The sequence below is a fragment of the Pseudomonas sp. 18058 genome (genome assembly GCF_902706155.1).
Lineage (GTDB): Bacteria > Pseudomonadota > Gammaproteobacteria > Pseudomonadales > Pseudomonadaceae > Aquipseudomonas > Aquipseudomonas rustica.
Window position 1 is genome coordinate 19517 of sequence record NZ_CACSJY010000048.1, and the last position, 24601, is coordinate 44117.

Sequence of the window (24601 nt, forward strand, 5' to 3'; positions counted from 1 at the left end):
CGAAGGTGGCCTTTGTTTGGTGAAGCGTCAGTTAAGCGCGAGGCTTACTTGACAGCCCAACCGGTCAGCTCGGCCAGGGCCTTGCCGATGTCTGCCAGCGAACGCACGGTTTTAACGCCTGCGTCTTGCAGTGCAGCGAATTTCTCGTCTGCAGTGCCTTTGCCGCCAGAGATGATTGCGCCAGCATGGCCCATGCGCTTGCCCGGAGGAGCAGTCACACCAGCGATGTAGGAAACAACCGGCTTGGTCACGTGTGCCTTGATGTAGGCAGCCGCTTCTTCTTCAGCCGAACCGCCGATCTCACCGATCATGACGATCGCTTCGGTCTTCGGGTCTTCCTGGAACAGCTTCAGGATGTCGATGAAGTTCGAACCCGGGATCGGGTCACCACCGATGCCGACGCAAGTCGACTGACCGAAACCGGCGTCAGTAGTCTGCTTGACAGCTTCGTAGGTCAGGGTGCCGGAACGCGAAACGATACCGACCTTGCCTGGCAAGTGAATGTGGCCTGGCATGATGCCGATCTTGCACTCGCCCGGAGTGATAACGCCTGGGCAGTTAGGGCCGATCAGGACTACGCCCAGCTCGTCGCACTTAACTTTAGCGTCCAGCATGTCCAGGGTAGGAATGCCTTCGGTGATGCAAACGATCAGCTTGATGCCGCCGAATGCCGCTTCCAGGATCGAATCTTTGCAGAAAGGAGCCGGAACGTAGATCACGGAAGCGGTAGCGCCAGTGGCTTCTACTGCGTCTTTAACGGTGTTGAACACTGGCAGACCCAGGTGCTCGGTGCCGCCTTTGCCAGGAGTAACGCCACCAACCATCTTGGTGCCGTATTCGATGGCTTGCTGGGTGTGGAAACTACCTTGCGAACCGGTAATACCCTGGCAGATAACTTTGGTGTCTTTATTGATCAGGACGCTCATTATTTGCCCTCCGCAGCTTTGACAACTTGTTGAGCAGCGTCGGTCAGGCTGGTAGCAGCGATGATGTTCAAACCGCTTTCTGCCAGTACTTTAGCGCCCAGCTCAGCGTTGTTACCTTCAAGGCGAACAACAACCGGGATTTTCACGCCGACTTCTTTCACAGCGCCGATGATGCCTTCGGCAATCATGTCGCAGCGAACGATGCCGCCGAAGATGTTGACCAGTACTGCAGCGACGTTGGTGTCGGACAGGATGATCTTGAACGCTTCAGTTACGCGTTCTTTGGTAGCGCCACCACCTACGTCGAGGAAGTTGGCTGGCTTGCCGCCATGCAGGTTGACGATGTCCATGGTACCCATGGCCAGGCCAGCACCGTTGACCATGCAGCCGATGTTGCCTTCCAGTGCTACGTAGTTCAGTTCGAACTTGGCAGCGTGCGCTTCGCGCGGATCGTCTTGCGACGGATCGTGGAAAGTCTTCAGCTTAGGCTGACGGTACATTGCGTTGGCGTCGATGTTGATCTTGGCGTCCAGGCAGTGCAGATCGCCGTCAGCCTTGATCACCAGCGGGTTCACTTCCAGCAGAGCCAGGTCGTGATCCTTGAACAGCTTGGCCAGACCTACGAAGATCTTGGCGAACTGAGCAACCTGCTTGCCTTCCAGACCTAGCTGGAATGCCAGCTCGCGACCCTGGAATGGCTGAGCGCCAACCAGTGGATCGATAGTGGCTTTCAGAATTTTTTCTGGAGTGTCGTGAGCGATTTTCTCGATGTCCACGCCACCTTCGGTGGAAGCCATGAACACGATACGACGGCTCGAACGGTCAACGACAGCGCCCAGGTACAGCTCTTTAGCGATATCAGTGCACGATTCAACCAGGATCTTGGTGACTGGCTGGCCATTGGCGTCAGTCTGGTAAGTCACCAGACGCTTGCCCAGCCACTGCTGTGCGAAGGCTTTGGCGTCTTCTTTGCTGCGAACCAGCTTAACGCCGCCCGCTTTACCGCGACCACCAGCGTGGACCTGGGCTTTGACAACCCACTCACTGCCGCCGATTTTGTCGCAAGCTTCTGCTGCTGCTTCCGGGGTGTCTACTGCGTAACCAGTGGAAACTGGCAGGCCGTATTCAGCGAACAGCTGCTTACCCTGATACTCGTGAAGATTCATGCTTTTTACCGTCTTCGTTAGGTACTGCGCATTCGGCGCTGCGCTCATATGAGTGCCGCGCCACCTGTGACTGCTGCTTGCGTAGCCTTTCCGGATACCCGGTGCAACTACGCAAGACTGCGTCCAGCGGACATTCCGCGGTGAGACTTGCTCGCAAGGCTCACGACGGGCCGTTACCGCCGTGGTTTCTTATTGTCTGTTAACGCTTTTTGCGGTTGGCAATGTGGATGGCGCCGCCATTCACCGCCAAAGCAGCTTCGTGCAAGGCTTCAGACAGGGTCGGATGGGAGAAAACCATCATGCCCAGATCTTCAGCGCTGGTGCCGAATTCCATACCGATCGCGCCCTGCTGAACCAGTTCTGCAGCGCTCGGGCCAATCACGTGCACGCCCAATACGCGGTCAGTCTTGGCATCAGCGATGACCTTGACGAAACCACCGGTATCGTTGGCGGCCATGGCACGGCCGGAAGCGGCGAACGGGAAGGTGCCGACGTTAACTTCAACGCCTTCAGCTTTCAAGGCCTGCTCGGTTTTACCCACCCACGCGATTTCCGGGTGAGTATAAATAACCGAAGGGATCAGGTCATAGTTCATCTGGGCTTTGTGGCCCTTGATGCGCTCGACAACCATGATGCCTTCTTCCGATGCCTTGTGCGCCAGCATCATGCCGCGCACCACGTCACCAATGGCGAAAACGCCCGGTACGGTGGTCGCGCAGTGATCGTCAACGTGCACGAAACCGCGCTCGTCGAGGGTCACGCCGCTGTCGGAAGCCAGCAGATCAGTGGTCACCGGACGGCGACCAACGGCTACGATCAGCTTGTCGAAAGTAATGGTCTGTTCGCCGTTGGCATCGGTGTAGTTCACAACGACTTCGTCGCCATTCACTTTCGAGCCGGTCACGCGAGCGCCCAGTTTGATGTCCAGACCTTGTTTGGTCAGGGTTTTCAGCGCTTCCTTGGAAACAGCGGTGTCCGCTGCCATCAGGAAGGTGTCCAGTGCTTCGAGGACAACCACTTCCGAACCCAGACGCGACCATACCGAACCCAGTTCCAGACCGATCACGCCAGCGCCGATCACGCCCAGACGCTTAGGTACGGTTTGGAATTCCAGAGCGCCAGTCGAATCGACGATGACGTTCTGATCAACCGGAGCCGGTGGAATGTCGATTGGACGCGAGCCTGGAGCCAGGATCACGTTTTCAGCTTCGATGACTTCAACCGAGCCGTCTGGCTTGGTGACTTCGACTTTCTTGCCAGCCAGCAGTTTGCCGTGGCCCTGGATCGAAGTAACGCCGTTCGCCTTGAACAGAGTGGCAACGCCGCCGGTCAGGTTCTTGACGATGCCAGCCTTGCGGCCAACCATCGCAGCGACGTCCATTTTGACTTCGCCGGTCGAGATACCGTGAACGTTGAAGCTTTCTTTCGCTTCCTTGTACTTCCAGGAGCTGTCGAGCAGCGCCTTGGAAGGAATGCAGCCTACGTTCAGGCAGGTGCCGCCCAGGGCTTGCTTGCCTTCAGCGTCGGTGTACTTCTCGATGCAGGCAGTGGTCAGACCCAGCTGCGCCGCCTTGATGGCTGCCACGTAGCCACCAGGGCCAGCACCGATCACTACTACGTCAAATTTCTGCGACATTCAAAAAATCCTCTTTAGCGAAAAGCTTCAAGCCGCGCGCTCCAAGCCAAGCTGCCCTTTCCTGCAGCTTGAAACTTGAAGCCCGCGACTGCTTCTATCAGATATCCAGCAACAGACGCGCCGGATCTTCCAGCAGGTTCTTGATGGTCACCAGGAAGGTCACAGCTTCTTTGCCATCGATCAGACGGTGATCGTAGGACAGTGCCAGGTACATCATCGGACGGATAACGACCTGACCGTTGATGGCCATAGGACGCTGGATGATGTTGTGCATGCCCAGAATCGCTGCCTGCGGCGGGTTGACGATCGGGGTCGACATCATCGAACCGAAGGTACCACCGTTGGTGATGGTGAAGGTACCACCGGTCATCTCGTCCATCGACAGTTTGCCGTCACGGGCTTTTTTGCCGAATGTTGCGATGCCGCCTTCGATTTCAGCAAGGCTCATCAGTTCGGCGTTACGCAGAACCGGAACAACCAGACCGCGGTCGCTGGAAACGGCAACGCCGATGTCAGCGTAGCCGTGGTAAACGATGTCAGCGCCGTCGATCGATGCGTTAACAGCCGGGAAGCGTTTCAGTGCTTCGGTAGCCGCTTTCACGAAGAACGACATGAAGCCCAGGCGTACGCCGTTGTGGGACTTCTCGAACAGATCCTTGTACTTCGAACGCAGGGCCATGACTTCAGTCATGTCGACTTCGTTGAAAGTGGTCAGCATCGCCATGTTCGACTGAGCTTCAACCAGACGCTTGGCCACGGTGGCACGCACGCGGGTCATCGGTACACGCTTCTCGATGCGGTCCCCAGCGGCGAACACAGGAGCGGCGGCCGAAGGAGCAGCAGCCTTGGCAGGCGCGGCAGCCGGAGCGGCTTTCTTGGCAGCTACAGCAGCGACTACGTCTTCCTTGGTCACACGACCGCCCTTGCCGGTGCCGGCAACGGAAGCGATGTTGATGCCGTTTTCTTCAGCCAGCTTGCGCGCAGCCGGTGCAGCAACAGGATCGTCTTCGCCCTCGGCAGCAGCCGGTGCAGCGGCAGCAGCGGCCGGAGCAGCAGCGGCGGCTGGAGCAGCGGCAGCAGCGCCGCCCGCTTCGATGGAGCCCAGCACTTCGTCGGACAGAACGGTGTCGCCTTCGTTCTTGACGATTGCGCCCAGCACGCCGTCGGCGGTAGCCAGAACTTCCAGTACGACTTTGTCAGTTTCGATGTCGACGATCAGGTCGTCACGCTTGACGGCGTCGCCCGGTTGTTTGTGCCAGGTGGCAACGGTGCCATCGGCAACCGATTCCGGGAAAGTGGGGGCTTTGATCTCGATAGCCATTATCTGTAGTTCCTTAAATTCGGTTTCAGGTGCGCGAAGGCATTAAATGGTAAACGCGGCTTGCAGGAGTTTTTCCTGCTGCTCGGCGTGCATCGATGCGTAACCACAAGCTGGGGCAGCAGAAGCCTCACGGCCCGCGTACTCAAGTACGAGAGACTTGTCGAGGTTACCGATGCTGCGACGCAAGTGGTGCTGGCTGCAGTACCAGGCGCCCTGGTTCATCGGCTCTTCCTGACACCAAACGGCATTTTTGACGTTGGTGTACGGAGCCAGGACTTCTTTCAAGTCGTCCTCAGGGAATGGATACAGCTGCTCGATACGCACGATGGCGATATCTTCACGGCCTTCGGCACGGCGTTTTTCCAGCAGGTCGTAGTAGACCTTGCCGCTACACAGAACAACACGCTCGACCTTTTTCGGGTCCAGAGTATCGATTTCCGGGATCACGGTCTGGAACGAACCTTCGGCCAGATCTTCCAGAGTCGAGATGGCCAGCTTGTGGCGCAGCAGCGACTTCGGCGTCAGCACGATCAACGGTTTGCGCAGCGGACGAATCACCTGACGACGCAGCAAGTGGTAGATCTGTGCTGGCGTGGTCGGTACAGCTACCTGAATGTTGTGCTCGGCGCACAGTTGCAGGTAACGCTCAAGACGTGCCGAGCTGTGCTCAGGGCCCTGACCTTCGTAACCGTGTGGCAGCAACATGGTCAGACCGCAGAGACGGCCCCACTTGTGCTCGCCGCTGGTGATGAACTGGTCGATAACAACCTGTGCACCGTTGGCGAAGTCACCGAACTGGGCTTCCCAGATCACCAGCGCGTCCGGCGTGGTGGTCGAGTAACCGTATTCGAATGCCAGTACCGCTTCTTCCGACAGGAACGAGTCGTACAGGTCAAAGCGTGGCTGACCGTCGTACAAGTGCGCCAGCGGAATGTAGGTGCCCGCGTCTTTCTGGTTGTGCAGCACAGCGTGACGGTGCGAGAACGTACCGCGGCCGATGTCCTGACCAGTCATGCGAATCGGGTGACCTTCGAACGCCAGGGTCGCGTACGCCATGGTTTCGGCGTAACCCCAGTTGATCGGCAGGCCGCCGGCTTGCATCTTCTGACGGTCTTCGTAGATCTTCGCGACCTGACGCTGCACCACGAAGCCGTCCGGAATTTCCAGCAGCTTGGCGGACAGTTCTTGCAGGGTCTTCAGATCGAAACGCGTGTCGTGACGCGCAGTCCAGGCGTGGCCCAGATACGGACGCCAGTCCACGAACAACTCTTTGTTCGGCTCTTTGACCAGCGATTTCACGACGTGCAGACCGTTGTCCAGCGCGTTGCGGTATTCGTCGACTTTCGCCTGAACACGCTCTGCGTCGAGCACACCGCCCTGGGTCAGACGATCAGCGTACAGCTCACGGGTGGTGCGCTGTTTGGTGATCTGCTGATACATCAGAGGCTGGGTGCCGCTTGGCTCGTCGGCTTCGTTGTGGCCGCGACGGCGGTAGCAGACCAGGTCGATCACCACGTCACGCTTGAACTGCATGCGGTAATCGATGGCCAGCTGGGTCACGAACAACACGGCTTCCGGATCATCACCATTCACATGGAGGATCGGCGCCTGGATCATCTTGGCAACGTCGGTGGCGTACTCGGTGGAACGCGAGTCCAGCGGGTTGCTGATGGTGAAACCAACCTGGTTGTTGATCACGATGTGCACGGTACCGCCGGTTTTGAAACCGCGGGTCTGCGACATCTGGAAGGTTTCCATGACCACGCCCTGACCTGCGAAAGCAGCGTCACCGTGGATGGAGATCGGCAGAACCTTCTCACCGGTCGGGTCGTTACGACGATCCTGACGGGCGCGAACCGAACCTTCTACCACCGGGGAAACGATTTCCAGGTGGGACGGGTTGAACGCCATGGCCAGGTGAACTTCACCGCCGGCGGTCATCACGTTGGACGAGAAGCCCTGGTGATATTTAACGTCACCGGAACCCAGCTCGACCTTCTTCTTACCTTCGAACTCGTCGAACAGCTCGCGCGGATTCTTGCCGAAGGTGTTGACCAGTACGTTCAGACGACCACGGTGGGCCATGCCGATGACGACTTCCTTGGTGCCGTAGGAACCGGAACGCTGGATCAGTTCGTCGAGCATCGGAATCAGGCTTTCGCCGCCTTCCAGACCGAAACGCTTGGTGCCCGGGTATTTGGTGCCCAGGTATTTTTCCAGGCCTTCACCGGCAGTCACGCGCTCAAGCAGGTGGCTCTTGATGTCGGCGGAGTACGTCGGACGACCACGCACGCTTTCCAGACGCTGCTGGAACCACTGGCGCTGCTCGGAATCGGTGATGTGCGTAAATTCAGCGCCGATGGTGCGGCAATATGTCTGCTGCAACGCTTCGTGAATTTCGCGTAGGCTCGCTTCCTCTTTGCCGATGAACAGGTCGCCGGCACGGAAGGTCGTATCAAGATCGGCATTGGTCAAGCCGTAATGATTGATCGACAGGTCTGCAGGTGCAGGACGCTGCCACAGCCCCAGCGGGTCAAGCTGGGCTGCCTGGTGGCCACGCATACGGTAGGCCTGGATCAATCGCAGCACTTCAACTTGCTTCTTCTCGTGCTCACTGCTCACGCTCCCGGCGGAAACCGGTTGGGCGCGGCGCTGGTTCTTTGCCAGCAGCACGAAATGATCGCGAATTGTGGAGTGCGAAACATCAGTGGCAGAGTTGCCGTCGGCGGGCAACTTCTGAAAGTAGGTGCGCCACTCTTCTGGCACAGCGTTAGGGTCGTGCAGGTAGAGCTCATAAAGCTCTTCCACATAGGCAGCGTTTCCACCTGAAAGGTAGGCGCTGTTCCACATGCGCTGCATCACGCTTTCTTGCATGCTTGGTCACCCTCGGTTAGGGGAACACCATCGGCGACGACACCGAGCAAACTTGCAGAAGTCCGAATGCAGCGACTAAAACAAGCCACCTAGGATCACGCTGATAGTCCGGGTACCAGCCCGGATGCCCCTGCTTGTCTCATTTCTTCAAAATAAGAGCCGCAGCTTGTGGCTACTGCTCTGGTTATAGCCATGACGCGGGTTGAAGCCCGCGCCACAGCCTCTACGGTACAGCGGTTACATCAGCTGAATCACACGCCGCTCGAGAGCAACATGTTACGGATGTGACCGATGGCCTTAGTCGGGTTCAGGCCTTTCGGACATACGTTGACGCAGTTCATGATGCCCCGGCAGCGGAATACGCTGAACGGGTCATCGAGCGAAGCCAGACGCTCGGTGGTCTTGGTGTCACGGCTGTCTGCCAGGAAGCGATAAGCTTGCAGCAGTGCAGCTGGACCCAGGAACTTGTCCGGGTTCCACCAGAAGGACGGGCAAGAGGTCGAGCAGCAAGCGCACAGGATGCACTCGTACAGACCGTCGAGCTTTTCGCGCTCTTCTGGCGACTGCAGACGCTCGATGGCCGGAGCCGGCGTGTCGTTCTGCAGGTAAGGCTTCACCTTCTCGTATTGCTTGTAGAAGATGCTCATATCGACGACCAGGTCACGGATAACCGGCAAACCTGGCAGCGGACGAACGATCAACTTGTTACCTTTTACAACAGCAGACAGCGGCGTGATGCATGCCAGGCCGTTTTTGCCGTTGATGTTCATGCCGTCGGAACCGCAAACGCCTTCACGGCAAGAGCGACGATAGGAGAAACCTTCGTCCTGCTCTTTGATCAGGGCCAGTACGTCCAGCACCATCAGGTCTTTACCACCGGTATCGACCTGGAATTCCTGCATGAACGGCGCGGCGTCCTGATCAGGGTTGTAACGATATACGCTGACTTGCAACATGGCGGCCACCCTTAATAAGTCCGAATCTTAGGTTCAAAAGTCGGAACAGTCTTCGGCGAGAAGTTCACGGCACGCTTGGTGACGCGCTTGTCACCCGGGAAGTACAGGGTGTGGCACAGCCAGTTTTCGTCGTCACGGTCTTCGAAGTCTTCACGGGCGTGAGCACCGCGCGACTCTTTACGAACCTCGGCAGCGATGGCAGTAGCTTCAGCCACTTCCAGCAGGTTTTGCAGTTCCAGCGCTTCGATACGGGCAGTGTTGAACGCCTGCGACTTATCGTTGATTTTCACGTTGGCGATGCGGGTACGCAGGTCAGCCAGCTGAGCGATACCTTTCTGCATGTATTCGCCAGTACGGAATACACCGAAATAGTTCTGCATGCAGTTCTGCAGCTCGCGACGCAGGGTTGCCACATCTTCGCCATCAGTACGGCTGTTCAGCGCGTTCAGACGCGACAGGGCAGCTTCGATGTCGGCTTCGGTAGCGTCGTCGTATTCGATGCCGTCGGTCAGCGCCTTTTCCAGGTGCAGGCCGGCAGCGCGGCCGAATACCACCAGGTCGAGCAGCGAGTTGCCGCCCAGACGGTTGGCACCGTGAACCGATACGCAAGCCACTTCGCCTACAGCGAACAGGCCCGGGATGATCTTGTCGACGCCTTCAGCGTCCTGGGTGATCGCCTGACCATGAATGTTGGTGGCAACGCCGCCCATCATATAGTGGCAAGTCGGAACAACCGGAACCGGAGCAACAACCGGGTCAACGTGTGCGAAAGTCTTCGACAGTTCGCAGATGCCTGGCAGACGGCTGTGCAGTACTTCCTCGCCCAGGTGGTCGAGTTTGAGCAGTACGTGGTCGCCATTCGGGCCGCAACCGTTGCCGGCGATGATTTCTTTAACCATCGAGCGAGCAACAACGTCACGACCGGCAAGGTCTTTGGCGTTCGGAGCATAACGCTCCATGAAACGCTCGCCGTGCTTGTTGATGAGGTAACCACCTTCACCACGGCAACCTTCTGTAACCAGTACACCGGCGCCGGCGATGCCGGTCGGGTGGAACTGCCACATTTCGATGTCTTGTACCGGCACGCCAGCACGCAGAGCCATGCCGACGCCGTCACCGGTGTTGATCAAGGCGTTGGTGGTGGATGCGTAGATACGACCTGCACCGCCGGTAGCCAATACGGTGGCTTTGGCGCGGATGTAGGTGGTTTCGCCGGTTTCGATGCAGATCGCGATCACACCGACGAAGTCGCCTTCCTGGTTTTTCACCAGATCGACAGCGTAGTACTCGTTCAGGAACGTGGTACCGGCTTTCAGGTTGCCCTGATAAAGGGTGTGCAGCAGCGCGTGACCGGTACGGTCGGAAGCGGCGCACGTACGGGCAGCCTGCCCGCCTTTGCCGTAATCCTTGGACTGGCCGCCGAACGGACGCTGGTAGATGCGGCCCTGTTCGGTACGCGAGAACGGCATGCCCATGTGGTCCAGCTCATAAACAGCAGCCGGGCCTTCCTGACACATGTATTCGATAGCGTCCTGGTCACCGATATAGTCGGAACCCTTGACGGTATCGTACATGTGCCAGCGCCAGTCATCGTTCGGGTCAGCAGACGCGATTGCGCAAGTGATGCCGCCTTGAGCGGAAACAGTGTGCGAACGGGTCGGGAAAACCTTAGTGATCACGGCAGTCTTGTGACCGCCCTGTGCCAGTTGCAGCGCAGCGCGCATGCCGGCACCGCCACCACCAATAATGATGGCGTCGAAAGAAATCGTTGGAATGTTAGCCATGACTCAGATACCCCAGAGAATCTGCACACCCCAGACGAAGTAAGCGAACATCGCAACGCCGCATACTGCCTGGAAAAGGAAACGTATAGCCGTCGCGGACTTGCCGAACGCCATTGGCGTCAGGTAGTCAGTCGCGATGGTCCACATGCCGACCCAGGCGTGAGCGCCAAGGGCAACAAGGGCCAAAAGGCTGAAAATACGCATCCCGTTGTGGGCGAACAGTTCATGCCACTGGGCATACTCGAGGCCAGGGTGGGCCACGACGTATCCGATCAGGAAGATGAAGTAAGCCGCGAGAACGACCGCAGACACACGTTGCGCCATCCAGTCATAGAGGCCCGAACGCGAGAGGTTCGTGACGTTAGTTACCATATCCAAACTCCTGCCAGAACGATTACCACCACGGAAACGGCGATAACGATTTTCGAGCCCAGCTTGCCGCCTTCCAGCGTCTCACCGATGCCCATGTCCATGATCAAGTGGCGCACACCGGCTACCAAGTGATACAGCAGAGCGGACAGGATGCCCCAAATCACTAGCTTGGCTAGCGGACTGGTCAGACACGCTTTCACCTGACCGAAGCCTTCCTCGGAGCTCAGCGACTTGTCCAATGCGTAAAGCATGATGGCAAGGCACACGAAGAGGATGACACCGGAGATTCGGTGAAGAATGGACGTGTAAGCAGTGACTGGGAGTTTGATGGTCCTTAGGTCTAGGTTTACAGGTCGTTGGCTTTTCACGGCTTTTTTTTCACACTGAAGAGCCCCTAACAATCAGGGCAAAGTTGTTGGGGAGTGCACTGGTCAGGTAACCACCACCCAGGGATGCGACCCCCAATGAAAGCAAGCCCAAAAGCCCTTGGCGGTCGGTGGCCGAGTATAGACAGTTAGGCTACTAATGACAACGCAATCACCTACCCCCAATAGCTGATTGCACAAGTTGCATAAAAGGCGTAAATGGCAGGCAATTTCGAGGAAAAAGTGCGCTTAAAGCCTTCTGGAGCAAGACTTTAGGCAAATTGACATTCGAATTTATCTCACTATAGTGGTGCGGGCCCTGCGTGGGGGGTCTGTCTGATGGTTCAAGCATAAATAGGAGGCCACATGGCTGACAAAAAAGCGCAGTTGATCATCGAGGGCGCAGCCCCCGTCGAGCTGCCCATTTTAACCGGCACCGTTGGTCCCGATGTAATCGATGTTCGGGGCCTGACGGCCACGGGCCGCTTCACTTTCGACCCGGGTTTCATGTCGACCGCTTCGTGCGAATCGAAGATCACCTATATCGACGGCGACAACGGCATTCTGTTGCACCGTGGCTACCCGATCGAACAGCTGGCTGAAAAGTCGGACTACCTGGAAACCTGCTACCTCCTGCTCAACGGCGAATTGCCGACCGCAGAACAGAAGGCCCAGTTCGTCAGCACCGTGAAAAACCACACCATGGTTCACGAGCAGCTGAAAACCTTCTTCAACGGCTTCCGTCGCGACGCCCACCCAATGGCCGTCATGTGCGGTGTAGTCGGCGCCCTCTCGGCCTTCTACCACGACTCCCTCGACATCAATAACCCGCAGCATCGCGAAATCTCCGCGATCCGTCTGGTTGCCAAGATGCCGACCCTGGCAGCGATGGTTTACAAGTACTCCATGGGTCAACCCATGATGTACCCGCGCAACGACCTGACGTACGCGGAAAACTTCCTGCACATGATGTTCAACACCCCGTGCGAGATCAAACCGATCAGCCCGGTGCTCGCCAAGGCCATGGACCGGATTTTCATCCTCCATGCCGACCACGAGCAGAACGCATCGACTTCCACCGTACGTCTGGCAGGTTCTTCGGGTGCCAACCCGTTCGCCTGTATCGCCGCCGGTATCGCCGCACTGTGGGGCCCTGCTCACGGTGGTGCGAACGAAGCCGTTCTGACCATGCTGGATGAGATTGGCGATGTGTCGAACATTGACAAGTTCATCGCCAAGGCCAAGGACAAGAACGATCCGTTCAAGCTGATGGGCTTCGGTCACCGCGTTTACAAGAACCGCGACCCTCGCGCGACTGTAATGAAACAGACCTGCGACGAAGTGTTGAAGGAACTGGGCATTAATAATGATCCGCAACTCGAACTGGCCATGCGCCTGGAAGAGATTGCGTTGACTGACCCGTACTTCATCGAGCGCTCGCTGTACCCGAACGTCGATTTCTACTCGGGGATTATCCTCAAGGCGATCGGCATTCCGACCAGCATGTTTACGGTGATTTTCGCGCTGGCACGTACTGTTGGCTGGATTTCGCACTGGAAAGAGATGCTTTCGAGCCCGTACAAGATTGGCCGTCCGCGCCAGTTGTACACTGGCTACGAGTCGCGTGATATTTCCAAGCTGGAAGATCGCAAATAAGACCTGTCTTGCGATAACGTCTTAAGTTGTACCGGGAACGGCCTCTATTTATATAGGGGCCGTTTTTGTTTGTTTGGTCTCAGCGGCCTGTGGGCCGACTGGATTTGAGGGTTGGGTGTATATCCGTTTTTGCGGGTGCTGCCGCTGGCGGTTTCGCTCTTACAGCGAGTCCCTTTTTCAAACGCCAAAAAGGAACCAAAAGGCTTTGCCCCTGGCGTACGGCACTTCGCTGAGGCTCAGTGTTCCCTCGCTACGGTGTCCATCCGGGGACATCGCCTACGGTTTGCTTCGCTGCACCTCCTCTCGATGTATGCGGCTGCGCCGCACGGCGCTGCGCGCCTACCCCCTGATGAACACCTCCGCTCGGCCTGCCGATGGGGCAAAAGATCAAAAAACAGAGCCAGATCAAAATCAACTGCCCCTCACCCTAACCCTCTCCCGGAGGGAGAGGGGACTGACCGAGGTGTTTGGGAGATAGACGCCGACTTGAAATACCGCGTCGAACTCAGACTTTGAAAGGCTCACAAATCGGCTCCCTCTCCCTCGGGAGAGGGCTGGGGTGAGGGGCAAGAGCACCACAAAAACTAAAACCGTGCGCGCTGTGCTCTTCACCACTCAATAGGCCGAGTGTCAGCTCGCCTGCTCTTGATCTTGATCTTGATCTTGATCTCGGAGCCCGTCGGAAGGCTGAGTGAAGGGATTGATCCGGGGGTGGGAGCGTAGCGACCGTTTGGCGCAGCCAAACACAGCGAGAGGAGGTGCAGCGAAGCAAACCGTAGGCGCTGCGCCCGGATCGATCCCGCAGCGAAGGAACCCCGAGCCCCAGCGAGCGGGCCGCACGTAGGAGCAAGCGTTTTTTGCTTACTTTTTTTGGCGTTTGAAAAAAAGTGAGTCGCCGTCAGGGCGAAACCCTAAGCCGCCGTTACCGCAGCAACGGATATTCACCCAATCAAAAAAAACACACCAAAGTCCGATAACCGCCCACAAAAAATGCCCCGATCTCTCAACCGGGGCATTCAGCACAACATTACAAAACCATCAAACCATCAGTGAGAAACCGCCCCACTCGCCCCCAACCCAGTCTGCGAACGCACAAACTGCGGGAAGAACAGCGCACGTTCTTTGTCCGCCGCCGCCGACTTATCCGTAATCGAGAAGAACCAAATACCCACAAAGGCAATGATCATCGAGAACAGCGCCGGATACTCGTAAGGGAAGATCGCCTTCTCATGATGCAGAATCTGCACCCAGATGGTTGGGCCAAGGATCATCAGGCCAACAGCACTGATCAACCCCAACCAGCCGCCAATCATCGCACCGCGTGTGGTCAGCTTCTTCCAGTACATCGAAAGCAACAGCACCGGGAAGTTACAGCTCGCCGCGATCGAGAACGCCAGGCCCACCATGAACGCAATGTTCTGGCTTTCGAACAAAATACCCAGGCCAATCGCCAACACCGCCAAAGCAATGGTGGTGATCTTCGACACACGAATCTCGTCCTTCTCGTTCGCCTTGCCTTTCTTGATCACGCTAGCGTACAGGTCGTGAGACACCGCCGAAGCACCGGCCAGGGTCAGACCCGCCACAACCGCCAGAATGGTCGCAAACGCTACCGCCGAGATAAAGCCGAGGAAGATGCTGCCGCCGACCGCGTTGGCCAAGTGCACCGCCGCCATGTTGTTGCCGCCCAACAGCGCGCCAGCAGCATCTTTGAAGGCCGGGTTGGTGCTGACCAGCAGGATCGCGCCGAAGCCGATGATGAAGGTCAGGATGTAGAAGTAGCCGATGAAGCCAGTCGCATACAACACGCTCTTACGTGCTTCTTTTGCGTCACTCACGGTGAAGAAGCGCATCAGAATGTGTGGCAGGCCAGCGGTACCGAACATCAGCGCCAGCCCCAGGGAGAAGGCCGAAATCGGATCCTTGACCAGACCGCCCGGGCTCATGATCGCTTCGCCTTTGGCGTGAACCTTGATCGCCTCGGAGAACAGCGTGTTGAAGTCGAAGCCAACGTGCTTCATGACCATCAGCGCCATGAACGAGGCACCGGACAGCAGCAACACAGCCTTGATGATCTGTACCCATGTGGTCGCCAGCATGCCGCCGAACAGCACGTACATGCACATCAGCACGCCGACCAGAATCACCGCAACGTGGTAATCGAGGCCGAACAACAGCTGGATCAGCTTGCCCGCACCGACCATTTGCGCGATCAGGTAGAACGCCACCACCACCAGCGAACCGCAGGCAGACAGGGTACGAATCTGGGTTTGCCCGAGGCGGTAGGACGCCACGTCGGCAAAGGTGTATTTACCCAGGTTACGCAGACGCTCAGCGATCAGGAACAGAATGATCGGCCAGCCCACCAGGAAGCCGATCGAGTAGATCAGGCCGTCGTAGCCGGAGGTGAACACCAGCGCGGAAATCCCCAGGAAGGACGCCGCCGACATGTAGTCACCGGCAATCGCCAGACCGTTCTGGAAACCGGTGATCTTGCCGCCCGCCGCATAATAGTCGGCGGCCGAATTGTTTTTCTTCGAGGCCCAGTAGGTGATGTACAGCGTGGCACCGACGAACGCCACGAACATCAGGATCGCAGGAATATTCAGCGGCTGTTTGGCCACTTCACCCGTCAGCGCATCCGCCGCCCAGGCACCCGGTGCAAATGCTGCAACACTTAATAAAGCCAGTAGACGCCGGATCATTGCTGAGCCTCCTTGAGAATCGCATTGTTCAGGTCGTCAAACTCGCCATTGGCGCGGCGCACGTAGATACCGGTCAGGATGAAGGCAGACAGAATCAGGCCGACACCGATCGGGATACCCCAGGTAATGGATGATTCAGGACTGATCTTCGCGCCCAGAATATGCGGCCCGTAAGCAATCAGAAGGATGAATGCGGAGTAAAGCCCTAGCATGATTGCCGAGAGAATCCAGGCGAATCGTTCCCTTTTCTGTACCAGCTCCTTGAATCGGGGACTGTTTTGAATCGAGAGGTAAATGCTGTCGTTCATTGTTTTTATCCTCGCAGCACAAATTATTGTTGGAACATAGCTAATGTATGCGGCTGCGGGAGCGGGAACAGACGACCTTAGTAGTAGAACGCCATGACGTAATCGCCATTCTTCGGTACACCCAAAACAACTGTAGGAGTGAGCCTGCTCGCGATGGCGTTATATCAGTCGATATTTTCATCAACTGACAGGACGCTATCGCGAGCAGGCTCACTCCTACAGGGGTACAGAGGTGTTGCGGTTATTTAGTCCAGTCAGCCACGCGATCCGGGTGTTTGGCCACCCAATCTTTCGCTGCGGCTTCCGGCTTGGCGCCGTCCTGAATCGCCAGCATCACTTCGCCGATTTCGTCTTTCGAAGCCCACTGGAAGTTCTTCAGGAACTTGGCCACTTCCGGTGCCTTGGCTTCCAGCCCTTTGCTGCCGATGCTGTTCACGGTTTCAGCCGCGCCGTACACGCCTTTCGGGTCGTCGAGGAAGCGCAGTTTCCACTTGGCGAACATCCAGTGCGGCACCCAACCGGTGACGGCGATGGATTCGTTTTTCTTCTCGGCACGGGTCAGCTCGGCAATCATGCCGGCGCCGGAACTGGCTTTAAGGCTGTATTTGTCGAGGCCGTAATCCTTGATCGCTTGATCGGTCTTGAGCATCACGCCCGAACCGGCGTCGATGCCGACGATGCGGTTTTTGAAGGTGTCGTCGGTTTTCAGATCTTCGATCGATTTGGCTTTGACGTACTCCGGCACGATCAGGCCGATTTTTGCATCCTTGAAGTTCGGGCCGTAATCGACGACCAGATCCTTGTTTTTCGTCCAGTATTCGCCGTGCGTTACTGGCAGCCAGGCCGAAAGCATGGCGTCGAGTTTGCCGGTGGCAACACCCTGCCACATGATCCCGGTGGCGACGGCTTGCAGCTTCACGTCGTAGCCGAGTTTCTGTTTGATCACTTCGGCGGCTACGTGGGTGGTCGCCACGCTGTCGGACCAGCCGTCAACGTAACCGATGTTCAGGGTCTGCTTTTCTGCACTGGCGAAAGTGGAGCTCATCGCAAGCACCAGAGCAGCACTTGCGCCTAAAAGTCGTCGCATCTTCATCGTTACTTCCCCGAAATGCTGCGCCCGACGGATGACGGGCGGCGTCAACGTATTGTTATGGTGCACAGCGCCCCCATCACGCCCGACCGCAAACTCGCTGGAACATCAGTGGAGTGCTGATACTTTGATCATCAACCTCACGCCCCTCGCGACCTGCTCTGTCAGCGACCTCAAGACAATAAGAAACGACATCAGAAGGCCATTAACTGCCTTCGAATAATTGGCGCCAGACAATCCGCCCGAACTTTGCATGTCAAAATCGTGCGGGCCACCAACCCCTCTATAAATGCAGGTAACATGCGTCGCTTTGCAGCCACTCGGCCCGACCATGTCCGCGACGTCCCGCTTCCCCTTCCCTGCTTATTTATTCGCCTGCCTGCTTGGGCTGTTTGCGCTCGGCGGCTTCTGGTATGGCCTCGGCCAACCGGTGATTCTGCCGGACGCCGCAACGCCAACGCACAAGCTGCAATGCGCGTCCTATACGCCGTTCGATAAGGATCAGTCGCCGTTCGACGTGCCGTTCAAATTGCGCCCGGAGCGCATGGATGCTGACCTCGCGCTGCTGGCGACACGTTTTGAATGCATTCGCACTTACTCGATGACGGGCCTCGAAGCGTTGCCAGATCTGGCGCGCAAACACGGTCTGAAATTGATGATCGGCGCGTGGGTCAACAGCAACCCGGTCGACACTGAAAAAGAAGTCGACCTGCTGATCAAATCGGCCAACGCCAACCCGGACGTGGTCAGCGCGGTGATCGTCGGCAACGAAGCGCTGCTGCGCAAAGAAGTCACCGGCGCGCAACTGGCCCGACTGATCAACAAGGTCAAAAGCCAGGTCAAGCAACCGGTCACGTACGCCGATGTCTGGGAGTTCTGGCTCAAGCACCCGGAAGTCGCGCCGGCGGTGGATTTCCTGACCATTCATTTGCTGCCGTATTGGGAAGATGATCCGTCGAATATCGATGTCGCGTTGCAGCATGTGGCGGATGTGCGCCGCGTGTTCGGCAACAAGTTCGCGCCGAAGGACGTGATGATTGGCGAAACCGGTTGGCCGAGCGAAGGCCGTCAGCGCGAGACTGCCCTGCCGAGCCGGGTCAACGAGGCCAAATTCATCCGTGGTTTTGTCGCGATGGCCGAAAAAGAAGGCTGGCATTACAACCTGATCGAAGCGTTTGACCAGCCGTGGAAACGTGGCAGTGAAGGCGCTGTCGGCGGGTATTGGGGTCTGTTTGATGCGGATCGTCAGGACAAAGGCGTGCTCGCCGGGCCGGTGACCAATGTGCCGTACTGGAAAGAATGGCTGGCGGTCGGTGGTTTGATTTTCCTCGGCACTTTGCTGCTGGGCGGACGCGTTCGCAGTACGCGCGCTGCACTGGTGTTGCCACTGCTGGGCGCCCTCGCCGCGTGTTCGATTGGCGCATGGGGCGATCTGGCGCGCGTGACCACGCGGTTTACCAGTGAATGGCTGTGGGTTGGTTTGCTGACGGCGCTGAATTTGTTGGTGCTGGCGCATGCGGCGCTGACGCTGAGTGCGCGAACGGGATGGCGTGAACGCGCATTCAATCTGCTGGAGCGTCGTGCGGGCTGGCTGGTCGCGGCGGCAGGATTTGCCGCAGCGGTGATGATGCTGGAGATGGTCTTCGACGCGCGTTATCGCAGCTTTGCGAGCATGGCGTTTGTGCTGCCGGCGCTGGTTTACCTGTGCCGCCCGGTGAGCGTGCCACGTCGGGAGATTGCGTTGCTGGCGTTTATTGTCGGTGCGGGGATTGCGCCGCAGTTGTATGTGGAAGGTTTGCAGAATCAGCAGGCGTGGGGGTGGGCGTTGGTGAGTGGGTTGATGGTGGCTGCTCTTTGGCGCTGCCTGCGGGTTCGCAAGGGCTGAAGATCAAAAGATCGCAGCCTTCGGCAGCTCCTACAGGGTGTACGTCACCCCAATGTAGGAGCTGCCGCAGGCTGCGATCTTTTTACGCTCTGACCAGGCGCAACCCGGCAATCACCGCCGCAAACACCGCCAACGTCGTGTTGTACAACGCCAGTGCCGGCAAACCGGCCACCAGCGCCAACACCGCCAGCCACCACCCTGCCCGCCCGGGCACGACAAAACCGATCAGCGCCGCACCCAGTGCCGTCCAGCCCAGCACCTTGAAATGAATCATCAGGCCAAGGTTCGAGCGCACCTGGCATTCCCAACGGCTGGCCTCATCCACACAGATGCCCACCCATTTGCCGTCTTCCATAAAGCCATAACGCGCGCCATAGCTGGCGGCCAGCCACAGCGGCAACAAAACAAGCAGCAAAATCCAGGGCAAGCGGCGGGACATGAAGCACTCCAATCTTCGGAAATCGGCGGCCAGCTTAATCTGCCTTCAATACTTCGCAAGCGATAACAACTGTTAACTGTTCATCAAGGGCGTGCAAAGTGTATCGTCCAGCTACTATTACTCCGAATTCTGCCTGTTTGGTGCCGCTGCATGGCACTTTGGCGCAAACCCGGTGGTCATAGCCTGCGAACTTCATTCGGCACCTTCCTCTAAGGGATCTAGTCATGCTCCGTTCCTTGCGCTTCGCCGCGCTGTTCAGCGGCCTTATTTTGAGTGCGTCCGCGCTGGCGGTGGATATCGACCCCGCCAGCTATGGCTACCCCCTCACCAACCCGTTTGAGGCGACTATCGCCACCACCCCGCCGGATTTGCGTCCGGAGCTGCCGCTGGATGACGACATCGATCAGTCCGATCGCAGCCTCACATTGCGCCCGGAGCGCGAATTCATTCTGCCGGACAACTTCTGGGCGGTGAAAAAGCTCACCTACCGCATCGCCACCCAGGACAAACCGGCCCCGCTGATCTTCTTGATCGCCGGCACCGGCGCGCGCTATGACAGCACGCTCAACGAATACCTGAAAAAGCTCTACTACAAGGCCGGCTACCACGTCGTGCAGTTGTCGTCGCCGACCAGTTTCGACTTCATCAGCGCCGCTTCACGTTTTGCCACCCCCGGCATTACCAAGGACGATGCTGAAGACATGTATCGGGTCATGCAGGCCGTGCGGGCGCAGAACCCGAAACTGCCGGTGACCGAGTATTACCTCACCGGTTACAGCCTCGGTGCGCTGGACGCAGCCTTCGTCGCGCACCTGGACGAAACCCGCCGCAGCTTCAACTTCAAGAAAGTCCTGCTGCTCAACCCGCCGGTCAACCTCTACACCTCGATCAGCAACCTCGACAAGCTGGTACAGACCGAAGTGAAAGGCATCAACAACAGCACCACGTTCTATGAACTGGTGCTGAACAAGTTGACCCGCTACTTCCAGCAGAAAGGCTACATCGATCTCAACGATGCGCTGCTCTATGACTTCCAGCAGTCCAAGCAGCATCTGACCAACGAGCAGATGGCGATGTTGATCGGCACCTCGTTCCGCTTCTCGGCAGCCGACATCGCGTTCACCTCGGACTTGATCAATCGTCGTGGTCTGATCACCCCGCCGAAAACCGAGATCACCGAAGGCACTAGCCTCACGCCGTACCTCAAGCGTGCGCTGCAGTGCGACTTCGAATGCTACCTGACCGATCAAGTGATTCCGATGTGGCGCGCGCGTACTGACGGCGGCAGCCTGCTGCAACTGGTCGATCAGGCCAGCCTGTATGCGCTTAAGGATTACCTGCATGACAGCCCGAAAATCGCCGTGATGCACAACGCCGACGACGTGATCCTCGGCCCGGGCGACCTCGGTTTCCTGCGCAAGACCTTTGGCGACCGCCTGACCGTTTATCCATTGGGCGGCCATTGCGGCAACATTAACTACCGCGTCAACAGCGACGCCATGCTGGAGTTCTTCCGTGGCTAAATATCTCCTGCTGGCGACAGCGTTACTCTGTGCAGGCGTGGCTCAGGCCGACAACAGCAAAGCCAATGCACCGGTGGTGGTCGACAGTGACGGCTTCAAGGAGCCGCTGTCGAAACTGAAATTCAACCCGGGCCTGGATCAGCGCGAATTCGAGCGTTCGACGCTTAACGCGCTGAACGTCTACGACCCGCTGGAATCGTGGAACCGCCGCGTTTACCACTTCAACTACCGCTTCGACGAATGGGTGTTCCTGCCGGTGGTCGACGGTTATCGCTACGTGACGCCGAGCTTCGTGCGCACCGGCGTGAGCAACTTCTTCAACAACCTCGGTGACGTGCCGAACCTGATCAACAGCTTGCTGCAGTTCAAGGGCCAGCGTTCGATGGAAACCACCGCGCGCCTGCTGTTCAACACCACCATCGGCATCGGCGGCCTGTGGGATCCGGCGACGGCCATGGGCCTGCCGCGCCAGAGCGAAGACTTTGGTCAAACCCTCGGTTTCTACGGCGTACCGGGCGGTGCCTACTTCGTGCTGCCAATCCTCGGCCCGTCGAACATCCGCGACACCGCAGGCCTCGCCGTGGACTACACCGCCGAATCGGCGATCAACTTCCTCAACGTTTCGGAAGTCAGCTCCGACCACCCGGAAGTCTGGGCCCTGCGCGCCGTCGACAAGCGCTACCAGACCAGCTTCCGTTACGGCCAGATGAACTCGCCGTTCGAGTACGAGAAAGTGCGTTACGTGTACACCGAAGCACGCAAGCTGCAGATCGCCGAATAGTTTTCGGCGGGTACAAAAAAGGGCCATTCGATGCGAGTCGAATGGCCCTTTTTTTAGATCAAAGGATCGCAGCCTGCGGCAGCTCCTACATGGGCATCGCGTACACCCTGTAGGAGCTGCCGAAGGCTGCGATCTTTCAGCCTTTAACAGATTTCCAGATTTTGCCGACGACGGAAACCATCGCCAGCACCACTGCCCCGGCAATAATCCCCGCCACACCATTAAGCAACATCGGCACCGCAAACCCGGCCCCACCGGCCGCCGCGCCCACACCTTCAATCCAGTGATGCACCACCGGCACGCCGTGAGTAAGGATGCCGCCGCCAACCAAGAACATCGCTGCCGTACCGACCACCGACAAGGTTTTCATCATGTACGGCGCCGCGCTCAGAATGCCGCTGCCGATCTTCTTGGCTGCCTGCCCAGGCTTCTGCGTCAGCCACAAACCGAGGTCGTCGAGTTTGACGATGCCCGCCACCAACCCGTAAACGCCAACAGTCATGACGATGGCGATGCCCGACATCACGACCACTTGCTGAGTCAGCGACGCATCCGCCACGGTGCCGAGGGTGATCGCGATGATTTCTGCCGAGAGGATGAAGTCCGTGCGGATCGCACCTTTGATCTTGTCCTTCTCGTAGGCCACCAGATCAGTTGCCGGATCAGCCACTGCTTCCTTCAGTTGCGCATGCTCGGTGTCGTCTTCAGCCTTGCTGTGCAGAAATTTATGCGCAAGTTTTTCGAAACCCTCGAAGCACAGGTAAGCACCGCCGACCATCAACAGCGGCGTCACCAGCCACGGCACGCACGCACTGATCGCCAGCGCCGACGGCACCAGGATCAGTTTGTTGACGAACGAACCCTTCGCCACCGCCCAGACCACGGGAATTTCCCGCTCGGCACGCACACCGGAGACTTGCTGGGCATTCAGCGCCAGATCATCGCCGAGCACGCCCGCGGTCTTCTTGGCGGCCATCTTGGTCATCAAGGCAACGTCGTCCAGAACGGTGGCGATGTCATCGATCAGCACCAGCAAACTGCTTCCTGCCATGAATCCTGTTTCCTTTTATGTATGAATGTTGCGAAGCATAACGCGACCATAGACCACGCGGTGCATTCTTGAGCGCTGCGCGAGGCCGGTGCTACCATGCGCAACCGCCAGAACAGGCAAGGAACCACCGGGTTTATGAGCACAATCCGCGAGCGCAACAAAGAACTGATCCTGCGTGCCGCCAGTGAGGAGTTTGCCGACAAGGGCTTCGCTGCGACCAAAACCAGCGACATCGCCGCCAAGGCGGGATTGCCCAAGCCCAACGTCTACTACTACTTCAAGTCCAAGGAAAACCTTTACCGCGAGGTACTGGAAAGCATCATCGTGCCGATTTTGCAGGCCTCGACCCCGTTCAATCCGGACGGCGTACCGAGCGAAGTGCTGAGCGGCTACATCCGCTCGAAGATCCGCATCTCCCGCGATCTGCCCTTCGCCTCGAAAGTGTTCGCCAGCGAAATCATGCACGGCGCCCCACACCTGAGCGCCGACCTGGTCGAGCAACTCAACGGCCAGGCCAAGCACAACATCGACTGCATCCAGAGCTGGATCGACCGCGGCCAGATCGCCCCGATCGACCCTAATCACCTGATGTTCAGCATCTGGGCCGCGACCCAGACTTACGCCGACTTCGACTGGCAGATTTCTGCTGTGACGGGGAAAGAGAAGCTGGATGAAGCGGATTACGAAGCGGCGGCGCAGACGATAATCCGGTTGGTGTTGAAGGGGTGTGAGCCGGATCAGTAAGACCGCGGTGATGCTATCGCTGGCAAGCCAGCTCCCACAGGATATGTGTTGTTTGCAAAACTTAAATCCAACACAGGACTGACTTGCCAGCTCCCACAGGGATTTGTGTTGTTTGCAAACTTTGCATCCAACACAGGACAGGCTTGCCAACTCTCACAATCACTCATGCAGAAATGCAAAATCTTTGTCCAGCACAAAAACCTGTGGGAGCTGGCTTGCCAGCGATGAAGGCAACTCGGTTTCAACTCAAACCCAAATGGCATCCCACAACGGATAATCACCCAGCTTTTCCACCAAGCCTGCCCGCAATGGGTTGGCCACTACATACCGCGCCATCTTCACCAAATCCTCCTCCCGCCGCAGTGCACGATCATGAAAGCCTTGCTGCCAAAGCGGCCCGCTTCGACCGCTGCACTCGTTCACGTCCCGAGCAATCAAAGATTTGGTTTCCCTCATCAGCCTTCTGAGCGAACAGTTTTCGAGCTCAATCAACCAATGAAAATGATCCGGCATGACTACCCATGCCAACGACTTTGCCAGTCCAACATTTTGCGCGCGACGAAATTGATGAACGACCAATCTGCCCAGAGAGAAATCGGCGAAGATGGGTTTTCGATCAAGTGTGTTCGTGGTCAGTAGATAGATGCGGTTGGGCTCGGCATAGCGACCGGCTCGCAGACGATGTGAAGCAGGAAGATCAGGCAATCCATTGCCCCTTCATGATGGGTTCATCAGAAGGCTAGACCTCCGTGGTCTATACGGCGGGCTGGTCTTTTTTCTTGATGTGTCAGTCAGGCCGCCATCGCTGGCAAGCCAGCTCCCACAGGTTTTTGTATTGGTTACAAAATCTGAACAAGACAAAAAACCTTGTGGGAGATTCTATGGTTGCGAACAACGTTTTTTAGGCAGTTTTGCTGACGTATGCTTTCTCGCTCTTCAGCAGCGCGTATGCAATACGCGCGAGTTTACGTGACAAAATCACCAGCGCTTCAGTGGTGGCCTTGCCCTTGTTTCGATGA

The 24601-nt window shown here is 57.6% G+C and carries 20 protein-coding genes and 1 pseudogene; 5 read left to right on the forward strand and 16 right to left on the reverse strand.

The genetic code is table 11. The features are described from left to right. Positions 1-44 precede the first annotated feature (44 nt). The 9 genes from sucD to sdhC form a co-directional block, all read right to left on the reverse strand. Positions 45-926, reverse strand: coding sequence for a succinate--CoA ligase subunit alpha (gene sucD / locus GVL50_RS22025; RefSeq protein WP_008082972.1), 882 nt, complete (start codon positions 924-926; stop codon positions 45-47). Continuing rightward, positions 926-2092 (reverse strand): ADP-forming succinate--CoA ligase subunit beta, encoded by a 1167-nt coding sequence (gene sucC, locus GVL50_RS22030; RefSeq protein WP_007919879.1) that lies wholly within the window; start codon positions 2090-2092, stop codon positions 926-928. Before sucC ends, sucD begins: the two co-directional genes overlap by 1 nt. Before the next feature lie 199 nt (positions 2093-2291). Further along, a complete protein-coding gene (lpdA, locus tag GVL50_RS22035; RefSeq protein WP_053118492.1) occupies positions 2292-3728 on the reverse strand; it encodes a dihydrolipoyl dehydrogenase in 1437 nt (478 codons plus the stop codon). A gap of 97 nt (positions 3729-3825) precedes the next feature. After that, on the reverse strand, positions 3826-5049 hold the full coding sequence (gene odhB, locus GVL50_RS22040) for a 2-oxoglutarate dehydrogenase complex dihydrolipoyllysine-residue succinyltransferase (RefSeq protein WP_064117361.1): 1224 nt from the start codon (positions 5047-5049) through the stop codon (positions 3826-3828). Positions 5050-5091: 42 nt separating this feature from the next. Further along, positions 5092-7923 carry a 2-oxoglutarate dehydrogenase E1 component gene (locus GVL50_RS22045; RefSeq protein WP_053118487.1) on the reverse strand — a complete coding sequence of 944 codons (2832 nt, stop codon included), beginning with the start codon at positions 7921-7923 and terminating at the stop codon, positions 5092-5094. A gap of 251 nt (positions 7924-8174) precedes the next feature. After that, a complete protein-coding gene (locus tag GVL50_RS22050) occupies positions 8175-8879 on the reverse strand; it encodes a succinate dehydrogenase iron-sulfur subunit (protein ID WP_053118486.1) in 705 nt (234 codons plus the stop codon). 11 nt (positions 8880-8890) lie between these two features. Then, positions 8891-10663 carry a succinate dehydrogenase flavoprotein subunit gene (gene sdhA / locus GVL50_RS22055; RefSeq protein ID WP_008077944.1) on the reverse strand — a complete coding sequence of 591 codons (1773 nt, stop codon included), beginning with the start codon at positions 10661-10663 and terminating at the stop codon, positions 8891-8893. 3 nt (positions 10664-10666) lie between these two features. Next, positions 10667-11035, reverse strand: coding sequence for a succinate dehydrogenase, hydrophobic membrane anchor protein (gene sdhD / locus GVL50_RS22060; RefSeq protein WP_003222999.1), 369 nt, complete (start codon positions 11033-11035; stop codon positions 10667-10669). Continuing rightward, complete coding sequence (gene sdhC, locus GVL50_RS22065) at positions 11029-11403, reverse strand: succinate dehydrogenase, cytochrome b556 subunit (protein WP_016773673.1); 375 nt, start codon at positions 11401-11403, stop codon at positions 11029-11031. Before sdhC ends, sdhD begins: the two co-directional genes overlap by 7 nt. 363 nt (positions 11404-11766) lie before the next feature. Here sdhC and gltA point away from each other — a divergent pair, with 363 nt between their 5' ends. Then, entirely contained in the window at positions 11767-13056 is a 1290-nt protein-coding gene (gene gltA, locus GVL50_RS22070; RefSeq protein WP_007919904.1) for a citrate synthase, read from the forward strand. 1046 nt (positions 13057-14102) lie between these two features. On the opposite strand, the gene GVL50_RS22075 is transcribed toward gltA, so the two are convergent. The 3 genes from GVL50_RS22075 to GVL50_RS22085 all read right to left on the reverse strand — a co-directional run bounded on the left by GVL50_RS22075 (position 14103) and on the right by GVL50_RS22085 (position 17162). Beyond that, complete coding sequence (locus GVL50_RS22075; RefSeq protein ID WP_053118483.1) at positions 14103-15761, reverse strand: cation acetate symporter; 1659 nt, start codon at positions 15759-15761, stop codon at positions 14103-14105. Next, positions 15758-16069 (reverse strand): DUF485 domain-containing protein, encoded by a 312-nt coding sequence (locus tag GVL50_RS22080; protein WP_016987516.1) that lies wholly within the window; start codon positions 16067-16069, stop codon positions 15758-15760. The genes GVL50_RS22075 and GVL50_RS22080 overlap by 4 nt, the downstream gene beginning before the upstream one ends. A 241-nt stretch (positions 16070-16310) precedes the next feature. Beyond that, complete coding sequence (locus GVL50_RS22085; RefSeq protein ID WP_053118481.1) at positions 16311-17162, reverse strand: glycine betaine ABC transporter substrate-binding protein; 852 nt, start codon at positions 17160-17162, stop codon at positions 16311-16313. A 286-nt stretch (positions 17163-17448) separates the two neighbouring features. Here GVL50_RS22085 and GVL50_RS22090 point away from each other — a divergent pair, with 286 nt between their 5' ends. After that, the gene (locus GVL50_RS22090; RefSeq protein ID WP_159815064.1) at positions 17449-19044 is read left to right on the forward strand and encodes a beta (1-6) glucans synthase; all 1596 of its coding nucleotides are present in this window, start codon (positions 17449-17451) and stop codon (positions 19042-19044) included. A gap of 82 nt (positions 19045-19126) precedes the next feature. On the opposite strand, the gene GVL50_RS22095 is transcribed toward GVL50_RS22090, so the two are convergent. Further along, positions 19127-19483, reverse strand: coding sequence for a hypothetical protein (locus tag GVL50_RS22095; protein WP_159815065.1), 357 nt, complete (start codon positions 19481-19483; stop codon positions 19127-19129). A 224-nt stretch (positions 19484-19707) separates the two neighbouring features. Here GVL50_RS22095 and GVL50_RS22100 point away from each other — a divergent pair, with 224 nt between their 5' ends. Continuing rightward, the gene (locus GVL50_RS22100; protein WP_053118475.1) at positions 19708-21006 is read left to right on the forward strand and encodes a serine/threonine protein kinase; all 1299 of its coding nucleotides are present in this window, start codon (positions 19708-19710) and stop codon (positions 21004-21006) included. Further along, entirely contained in the window at positions 20999-21787 is a 789-nt protein-coding gene (locus tag GVL50_RS22105; protein WP_053118473.1) for a VacJ family lipoprotein, read from the forward strand. Before GVL50_RS22100 ends, GVL50_RS22105 begins: the two co-directional genes overlap by 8 nt. Positions 21788-21923: 136 nt before the next feature. On the opposite strand, the gene GVL50_RS22110 is transcribed toward GVL50_RS22105, so the two are convergent. Then, a complete protein-coding gene (locus GVL50_RS22110) occupies positions 21924-22838 on the reverse strand; it encodes a DUF808 domain-containing protein (protein ID WP_159815066.1) in 915 nt (304 codons plus the stop codon). A 135-nt stretch (positions 22839-22973) separates the two neighbouring features. On the opposite strand from GVL50_RS22110, the gene GVL50_RS22115 reads away from it, so the two are divergent. Then, the gene (locus GVL50_RS22115; RefSeq protein WP_053118469.1) at positions 22974-23582 is read left to right on the forward strand and encodes a TetR/AcrR family transcriptional regulator; all 609 of its coding nucleotides are present in this window, start codon (positions 22974-22976) and stop codon (positions 23580-23582) included. Between the two features lie 246 nt (positions 23583-23828). Here the strand turns inward: GVL50_RS22115 and GVL50_RS22120 are convergent, their stop codons facing one another. Together GVL50_RS22120 and GVL50_RS29135 are read right to left on the reverse strand one after the other, a co-directional pair. Continuing rightward, positions 23829-24287, reverse strand: coding sequence for a transposase (locus GVL50_RS22120; RefSeq protein WP_159815067.1), 459 nt, complete (start codon positions 24285-24287; stop codon positions 23829-23831). Between the two features lie 196 nt (positions 24288-24483). After that, a pseudogene (locus GVL50_RS29135) lies at positions 24484-24601 on the reverse strand (IS110 family transposase); the annotation flags it as partial.

Coding starts and splice junctions, on each gene's coding strand:
- sucD (WP_008082972.1), bottom strand. CDS start 926: ATGAGCGTCCTGATCAATAAAGACACCAAAGTTATCTGCCAGGGTATT.
- sucC (WP_007919879.1), bottom strand. CDS start 2,092: ATGAATCTTCACGAGTATCAGGGTAAGCAGCTGTTCGCTGAATACGGC.
- lpdA (WP_053118492.1), bottom strand. CDS start 3,728: ATGTCGCAGAAATTTGACGTAGTAGTGATCGGTGCTGGCCCTGGTGGC.
- odhB (WP_064117361.1), bottom strand. CDS start 5,049: ATGGCTATCGAGATCAAAGCCCCCACTTTCCCGGAATCGGTTGCCGAT.
- GVL50_RS22045 (WP_053118487.1), bottom strand. CDS start 7,923: ATGCAAGAAAGCGTGATGCAGCGCATGTGGAACAGCGCCTACCTTTCA.
- GVL50_RS22050 (WP_053118486.1), bottom strand. CDS start 8,879: ATGTTGCAAGTCAGCGTATATCGTTACAACCCTGATCAGGACGCCGCG.
- sdhA (WP_008077944.1), bottom strand. CDS start 10,663: ATGGCTAACATTCCAACGATTTCTTTCGACGCCATCATTATTGGTGGT.
- sdhD (WP_003222999.1), bottom strand. CDS start 11,035: ATGGTAACTAACGTCACGAACCTCTCGCGTTCGGGCCTCTATGACTGG.
- gltA (WP_007919904.1), top strand. CDS start 11,767: ATGGCTGACAAAAAAGCGCAGTTGATCATCGAGGGCGCAGCCCCCGTC.
- GVL50_RS22075 (WP_053118483.1), bottom strand. CDS start 15,761: ATGATCCGGCGTCTACTGGCTTTATTAAGTGTTGCAGCATTTGCACCG.
- GVL50_RS22080 (WP_016987516.1), bottom strand. CDS start 16,069: ATGAACGACAGCATTTACCTCTCGATTCAAAACAGTCCCCGATTCAAG.
- GVL50_RS22085 (WP_053118481.1), bottom strand. CDS start 17,162: ATGAAGATGCGACGACTTTTAGGCGCAAGTGCTGCTCTGGTGCTTGCG.
- GVL50_RS22090 (WP_159815064.1), top strand. CDS start 17,449: ATGCAGGTAACATGCGTCGCTTTGCAGCCACTCGGCCCGACCATGTCC.
- GVL50_RS22095 (WP_159815065.1), bottom strand. CDS start 19,483: ATGTCCCGCCGCTTGCCCTGGATTTTGCTGCTTGTTTTGTTGCCGCTG.
- GVL50_RS22100 (WP_053118475.1), top strand. CDS start 19,708: ATGCTCCGTTCCTTGCGCTTCGCCGCGCTGTTCAGCGGCCTTATTTTG.
- GVL50_RS22110 (WP_159815066.1), bottom strand. CDS start 22,838: ATGGCAGGAAGCAGTTTGCTGGTGCTGATCGATGACATCGCCACCGTT.
- GVL50_RS22115 (WP_053118469.1), top strand. CDS start 22,974: ATGAGCACAATCCGCGAGCGCAACAAAGAACTGATCCTGCGTGCCGCC.